6 protein-coding genes are annotated in these 7453 nt (G+C 68.2%); all 6 read left to right on the top strand.

Annotation, left to right across the window (positions count from 1 at the left end; genetic code table 11):
* The coding region (locus AC08OU_RS20475) for a thioester reductase domain-containing protein (RefSeq protein ID WP_476605576.1) at positions 1-1471 on the top strand (1471 nt) is incomplete at its 5' end.
* A 22-nt stretch (positions 1472-1493) separates the two neighbouring features.
* Positions 1494-2849, top strand: a complete 1356-nt coding sequence (locus AC08OU_RS20480; protein WP_476605577.1) for an NAD(P)/FAD-dependent oxidoreductase — start codon at positions 1494-1496, stop codon at positions 2847-2849.
* Positions 2850-3154: 305 nt separating this feature from the next.
* A complete protein-coding gene (locus tag AC08OU_RS20485; RefSeq protein WP_476601684.1) occupies positions 3155-3580 on the top strand; it encodes a YybH family protein in 426 nt (141 codons plus the stop codon).
* Positions 3581-3695: 115 nt separating this feature from the next.
* Positions 3696-4589 (top strand): NAD(P)-dependent oxidoreductase, encoded by an 894-nt coding sequence (locus AC08OU_RS20490; protein WP_462203759.1) that lies wholly within the window; start codon positions 3696-3698, stop codon positions 4587-4589.
* 134 nt (positions 4590-4723) lie between these two features.
* Positions 4724-6235 (top strand): flavin monoamine oxidase family protein, encoded by a 1512-nt coding sequence (locus AC08OU_RS20495; RefSeq protein ID WP_476601685.1) that lies wholly within the window; start codon positions 4724-4726, stop codon positions 6233-6235.
* A 36-nt stretch (positions 6236-6271) separates the two neighbouring features.
* On the top strand, positions 6272-7453 hold a 1182-nt coding region (locus AC08OU_RS20500), incomplete at its 3' end, for a cytochrome P450 (RefSeq protein WP_476601686.1).

Raw genomic sequence — 7453 nt, forward strand, 5'->3', positions numbered from 1 at the left:
CAGATCCACGGAACTGCCCCCGTCTCATCGGCGCGGCGCGGTGTCGGACTTCGTCCTTCAGGAGGTGGCGCTCGTCCTCGGACACTCGGCACCGGGAGCGGTCGAGGAGCACCAGCTCTTCTCCGACCTCGGATTCGATTCGCTCACCTCGGTGGAGCTGCGCAACCGGCTGGCCGATGCCACTGGTCTGCGGCTGCCGCCATCCCTGATCTTCGAGCGCCCGACACCCAAGGAACTGGTGGAGCACCTGGCCACCCTCCTGGTGGCCGCGCAAGGGGCGTCCTCGCGCGCCGCCGACGTCGACTTCTCCGCCGAGGTCCACCTCGACGAGGGTATTCAGCCCGCGGGCGAGATCGACCGGGTGGCCACCGACCCCGCCGAGATCCTGCTGACCGGCGCCACCGGCTTTCTCGGCGCGTTCCTGCTCCGTGATCTGATGCGATCGACGACCGCCACGGTGCACTGCCTGGTGCGGGGAGAAGACCGGGCCACGGCGACCCACCGCCTGCGGGAGAACCTGGCTTGGTACCAGGTGCGGGAGGACATCGATCCGGCCCGTCTGTCCGTCGTCGTCGGTGACCTGGCCGCGAGCCGACTGGGCCTGGCCGAAGCCGGGTTCGACGACCTCGCCCGCCGGGTCGACGTCGTCTATCACGCCGGCGCGACGGTCAGCTGGCTGCGGCCCTACACCGAACTCGCGCCGACGAACGTCGGCGGCACCCGGGAGGTGTTGCGGCTGGCCGCGGCACACCGCACGGTTCCGGTCCACTACGTGTCGACGACCGGGGTGTTCCCCGCTCCGAGCCCTGACGCGCGCGCGGCCACCGTGACCGACCCGACCGGGCCGGCGCACCTGCTGCACAACGGTTATCTGCAGAGCAAATGGGTCGCCGAGCAGATCATCGGTCTCGGCAGGGACCGCGGACTGCCCCTCTCGGTGTACCGGGTGGATGTCGTGTGCGGCGACCAGATGACCGGCGCCTGCCAGACCAGGGATTTTGTCTGGTTGAGCCTCCGGGGAATCCTGGAGGCCCAGGCGGTGCCCGAGAGCCTCGCCGGCGTCGTCCACATGGTTCCCGTGGACTACGTCAGCACGGCGATCGTGGCTCTCTCCACGCTGCGGGACACCGCTGGCCGGACCTTCCATCTATACAACCGGCAGAATCAGACGTTCGCCGAGTTCGTCGATCACCTCAGATCCTTCGGATACCACCTGCCCGCGCTGGACTGGGACTCGTGGTCGGCCCGCGTGCGCGGGGACCGGAAGAACGCGATGTTCCCGCTGCTGGACTCGTTCGAGGGAATTAACGCAGGCAACGGCCTGGCCACCTATCCGCCGATCGATGTCTCGGACACCGAACACGCGCTGCGGGAAACCGGCATTGAATGCCCGGCGGTCGATCGTGGCCTGTTCGAGAGATATGTGATCTTCTTCGTCAAGGCGGGCTATTTTCCGCCCCCCACCCTTTAGCACGCAGCAGGGGAGTGACCGCATGGCGGAAACATCTGGACGTGATCGTGTGGTTGTGCTCGGCGCAAGCATGGCCGGGCTGTTGGCAGCGCGTGTGCTGGCGGACCGGTACACCGAGGTCGTCCTCGTCGACCGTGACGACCTCACCGGGCACGACGCCGCCGGGGGGCACCGTGACACCCGACGAGGCGTCCCGCACGGCGAGCACCTGCACAACCTGCTGGCCGCTGGTCTCCTCGTCCTGGAGGAACTGTTCCCGGGGATCACCGAGGAGCTGACAGCGAACGGCGCAGCCGCAGGCGACGGCACCGGCAACACGCGGTGGATCGTGAACGGCCGGCGCCTGCCCAAGCCGCAGTCCGGTCTGCCCCTGCTGTCAGTCAGCAGACCGCATCTGGAGCGGCGGGTCCGCGGGCGTGTGCGTGCGCTCGCGAACGTGACCGTGGCGGAACGCACCGAGATCACGGGGCTGCTGACCAGCCCGGACCGGTTGACCGTGGTGGGCGCCCGCGTCCGGCGGGGGGAGACCAGCCGTGATCTGTTCGCCGACCTGGTCGTCGACGCGACCGGCCGACGCACCCGCACGCCCGTGTGGCTCGCGGAGCTCGGCTACCCCGAGGTCGAGGAGGAGCAGCTCCGGGTCGACGTCGGCTACACCACCCAGTACTATCGGCTGGCGCAGGACCGGATGGTCGACGAGGTCTCCATCGACGTCGGCGCCTCGCCGGAGATTCCACGAGGGGCGCTGTGCGCCAAGGTGGAGGACGGCTGTGCCGTCGTCACCGGCTACGGCATCGCCGGCGCCTACCCACCCCACGACTCCGCGGGCTTCCATGACTTCCTGAAATCGCTGGCCAGCACCGACATCTACGACGCGGTGCACGATCAGGAGACTCTCGGGGAGCCGATCGCCTACCGCTTCCCGGCCAACCTGCGACGCCGCTACGAGCGGATGAGCTCGCGCCCTGGCGGGCTACTCGTCATCGGCGACGCCGTATGCAGCTTCGACCCGGTATACGGGCAGGGTATGACCGTCGCGGCCCTGGGATCCAAGGTGTTGCGGGACCACGTCGACCGGTCGGGGGCGGTCGAGCCCGGCAGGTTCTTCGCCGACCTGGCGGCAGAAGCCGTCGACCATGTGTGGGAGCTGACGACCGGGGCCGACCGCGTCTTTCCTGGTGTGGGCGGTGACCTGAGCGAGGAACAACAGGCCGAGCTCGCCTTTCTCGACCAGCTGCTCGAGGCCGCGCGGCGGGATGAGCACCTGCTGGTCGCCTACGCCCGGGTGGCCTACCTCCTTGACCCGTCCGAGGCGCTGGCGGCCCCGGCGATCCAGGCGGCGGTGGCCCGGGCTTTGGAACAGACCGACCAGGGCTAGCCGCATACCGGCACTCCGAACGGACCAGCACCCGCCCCCGGGGGACCCGCGGGAGCACAACCACCGCCGCGGCGTGCGCTGCCCACGGTTCGCGACCTACCGGCTCCAGCGGGCGAACCCGCCCTGTCGGACAGGATTACGGGACACGATCCGCGCCGTGGCTGGTTGTTCACCGGTAATCGGGTCGATTCCTCTCACGTCTATACACGATTACCGACACAAGACCGGATCGAGGAACGCTCGCTGCTAGCCTGCGAGCAGGTCCACGCCATATGCCGTCAGTATACGAATGGAGCAAATGTGCCGTGACCGAAACTCAATACGCACTGGTACGTGACATCAACCTGCACCAGGAGGCCTTCGGAGCCGCTTTCAACTCCGGTGACGCCGCCGCGGTCAATGCGATGTACACCGACGACGCGGTCGGGATGTGGGAGCCGGGAAAGCCCCTCCGCGGCCAGATCCGCCGCGACTACGTGGCTGAATTTCTGGCGACTCGCAAACCGTCCGTGGAAGCGACGGTGCGCCAGAAGCTGGTGGTCGGCGACACCGCCATGCTTGTGGTCGAGTGGCGGATGGACACGATCGGCGCAAACGGCGAACCCGAGCCGCTGGACGGCGTCGCCATCGACGTCCTGCGTCAGGGCGAGGACGGCTACTGGCGTTACGTCGTAGACAACCCCTTCGGTGTCAGCGGCCCGTGGGCCGCCGAGGACGAGGGACGGGAATAGATCGACGCACGAAACGCGGACGCGGGTCACATCACCGCGCTGGCACGCCTGGGACCGGCGAACGAACGATCACATCCATCGCGGCGGACGCCGCACGACATCCGGAGAAGCTCCTGTGTCCACCCCCTCAGTCTCCGCATCGCCGGTCACCGTCGTCGGACTCGGCCTGATGGGCCGCGCGCTGGCGGCGGCCTTCCTGTCCAACGGCCACCCGACCACGGTCTGGAACCGCTCGGCAGGGAAGGCAGACGATCTGGTCGCCAACGGCGCGACCCTCGCCCCATCGATCAGGGCCGCGGTCGAGGCAAGCCCACTCGTCGTCATCTGCGTCTCCGACTACGACGCCGTGCACGAGCTGCTGGACCCGGTCGGCGCCGCCCTGGACGGCCGGACGCTGGTCAACCTGACCACGGCCAGTTCCACTGTGGCGCGTGAGACCGCCAGCTGGGCGGCCCAGCTCGGCAGCACCTATCTCGACGGCGCGATCCTGGCTCTCCCCCAGGCCATCGGCACCGCCGAGGCCACGGTGCTGTACTCCGGACCGAAGGCGGCCTTCGACGGGCACCTGGCCACCCTGCAGGTACTCAGCCAGACCGGGACCGTCTATCTCGACGAGGACCACGGTCTGTCCGCCCTCTATGACATGTCCGTCCTCAGCATCATGTGGGGCGTCCTCAACACCTTCTTGCACGGTGCCGCGCTCCTGGGCACCGCGAGTGTTCCGGCGACCACCTTCGCGAGCCTGGCGGTCACGGCGATCAACGTCACGGCCGACTACGTCACCGCCTACGCGCAGCAGATCGACGAGGACAGGTTCCCGGCCACCGACGCCACCGTCAACGTCCACGTGGGCGGCATGGAGCACCTCGTGGAGGAGAGCAAAGTGCTCGGCGTCAACGCGGAACTCCCGACCTTCTTCCTGGAGCTGGCGAAGCGCGCGGTGGCCGACGGCCACGCCGAGGACAGCTACGCGGCGCTGATCAAGCAGTTCCGCAAGCCCTCCGCCTGACCCAGCCCAGCCACCCGGAACGGCGTGGGGAATCCGAGGCGCAGGCCGCATGCGCCGGATTCCCCGCACGTCCGGAACGCGGCGACATCCACACCGCCTCGACGACCACAGACCGTAACGCGGGGGGATTCACCTTGACCACGCATGAAGACGGAGCGCACACAGGCTCGTCCATCCGTTCGTTCTCTCGCAGGACCGCGCTCAGGGCAGGTGGCCTGGCCGTCGCCGGATCCGCGCTCGGGGTCGGCCTCCCCGGTGTGGCCGAGGCCGTCGAACAGGGCCACGCGGGCCATCGCGACTACGACAACATCGTTGTCGGGGCCGGCCTGGCCGGCCTCACCGCCGCCCGCGAGCTGCGGCGCAAGGGACAGCGGGTGCTTGTGCTCGAGGCACGCGACCGCATCGGCGGGCGGACATGGACCGACACCTTCAACGGCTCTGAGATCGAGCGCGGCGGCGCCTGGGTCGACCCGCTGCAGCCCCATGTGTGGCGCGAGATAGCGCGCTACGGCCTGTCGGTCGTGGCCGACGCGGGACCCGAGCGCGTGATCATGCCAACCCTCACCGGATTCGCCGAGTACGACCCGGTCGAAGCCTACACCCGGCAGGGCGAACTCTTCACTCCTTTCTTCGACGGCTCACGCGACTACTTCCCGAAGCCGTACGAACCGTTCGCCCGCGAGGATCTGATCACACCGCTGGACCGGCTGAGCCTGCGCGACCGGCTCGACCAGCTCGCCTACCCGCCCCAGGACGAGATCCGCATGACCAGCACCACCGCGCTCTACGGCGCTCCGAGCGCGCGCGGCTCGATGCTCCAGCTGTCGCAGTGGTGGGCGCTCGCGGGCTGGAACTACCAGAGCTTCTCCGGAGTGAACACCTTCCGCATGGAGAAGGGCACCATCGCCCTGGCCGAGGCCATCCTGAAGGACGGCAGTCCAGACCTCCGGCTCAACTCCCCCGTCACGTCGATCACTCAGAGCAATGGAAGGGTGCGGGTAGGGACCCGCACGGGGGCGACCTACACCGTGCCCGAGGTCGTCATAGCCGTCCCGGTCAACGTCTGGAAGACCATCAGCTTCGGCCCGGCGCTGCCATCGGAGTACCGCAGGGCAAGCAGCCAGGGCTACGGTGTGCCACGCCAGAAGAAACTGTGGCTGGATCTCACCAGTCCCACGGACCGGTTCATCGCCGAGGCGCCCGAGGGCTATCCCCTCGTCATCATGGGCCGGCTGAACGAGAACGCGCCGGTCGTCGCCTTCACAGTGGACGACAGGCTTGACGTCGGCAACCGTGCCCAGGTCGAGGCGGCGGTACGCAGGATCATCCCGGACGCGCAGCTTCGCAGGCACACCGTGACGGACTGGCAGGCAGACCAGTACGCCCTCGGTGGGCCCGCGTACCGGCAGCCCTTCCAGCTCACACAGCTACACCGTGCGATCAGCCAGCCCTTCGGGCGGATCAGATTCTGCGGCGACGATCTTGCCCTTGGCTGGAGCGGGTACATGGACGGCGCCATCGAATCGGGTCTTCGGGTCGCCGGTTCACCAACGTTGTCCTCGTCGTCGCCTGCGGCGCCCGAGGGTCGCCGCCCGGTGACACCCGAAGTCGATCACAGAATCTACCGCCCCGTCCATCGTCTGTGATCAGCGATCCAACGGCAGTGAGATCGGGAGTAGGCCATGCCAACGACGAACCAATCCGCGACCGAGGCTGTGGACTCGCTGTTCTCCTGGTTCCGGGAGATGCACGACCAGCATCCGATTCATCACAGTGAGGAGTACGGATGGCAGTTGTTCCGGCATGCCGACATCGCCCATGTCCTCACCGATCCGAAGACGTTCTCCTCGGAGACGGTGCGACTGTTCAACGAACCGCAGCCTGATCTCGACCTGTTCCTGATGGGGAACCTGGTCACCAGCGACCCGCCCCACCACCGGATGCTGCGCCAGGTCATCAGCCATGCCTTCACACCGCGCGCGGTGTCGGTGCTGTCCGAGCGGATCGCTCGGATCACCCACTCCCTGCTCGACCGCACGGCCGGCTCCGACACCTTCGATCTGATCGACACGCTGGCCTATCCCCTACCGATCACCGTGGTCGCCGAGATGCTCGGCCTGCCCCACGAGGACGTGCCGATGTTCCGGGCATGGGGCGACGCGCTGGGCGCCCTCGACGCGGCGACGGTGCCGCCCGAGGTCATGGAGGCCGAGGTCGCTCCCGCCATCCGGGAGATGAACTCGTACATCCTTGATCATGTGCGGAGGCGCCGGGAAAGCCCGACCGACGATCTGCTCAGTGACCTGGCGCAGGCGAGTATCGACGGCAAGCCGTTGCGCAACGGCGATCTGATCGGCCTGACCATGTTCGCCGGCCACGCCGCGTCGATGGCCATGATCGGCAACGCGATCGTCGTCCTCGACCGCCACCCCGAGACGTTCGCGGCCGTCCGCTCGGACCGCGATCTGCTGCCGGGCGCCATCGAGGAGCTGATGCGCCTGTACCCACCCTTCTCCCGGATGGCGCGCGTGACCACCACGCAGACGGAGCTCGCGGGGCAGCAGATCGGCAAGGACGAGCTGGTGACGCTGTGGACCGGCGCGGCCAGCAGGGACCCGGGACGCTATCCGGATCCCGACCGCTTCGACATCCACCGCAACACCGGCGGGCACCTCGCCTTCGGCCAGGGCATCCATTTCTGCCTCGGCGCACCGCTGGCCCGGCTGGAGGTCAGGATCGTGCTCAACGCGCTGTTTGATCGTTTCGACGACATCGCCGTGGACTACTCGGGCGGGGTCGAGTTCGAGAACCCTATGCAGATCATCTGCCCTCGGCGGCTACTGGTGCGCGTCACCGGGCGGTCC

The organism is Frankia sp. CcMO1 (assembly GCF_977945845.1).

Bases quoted from the DNA above. Each gene is read 5' to 3' on its own strand.
- AC08OU_RS20480 (WP_476605577.1), top strand. From the start codon at position 1,494: ATGGCGGAAACATCTGGACGTGATCGTGTGGTTGTGCTCGGCGCAAGC.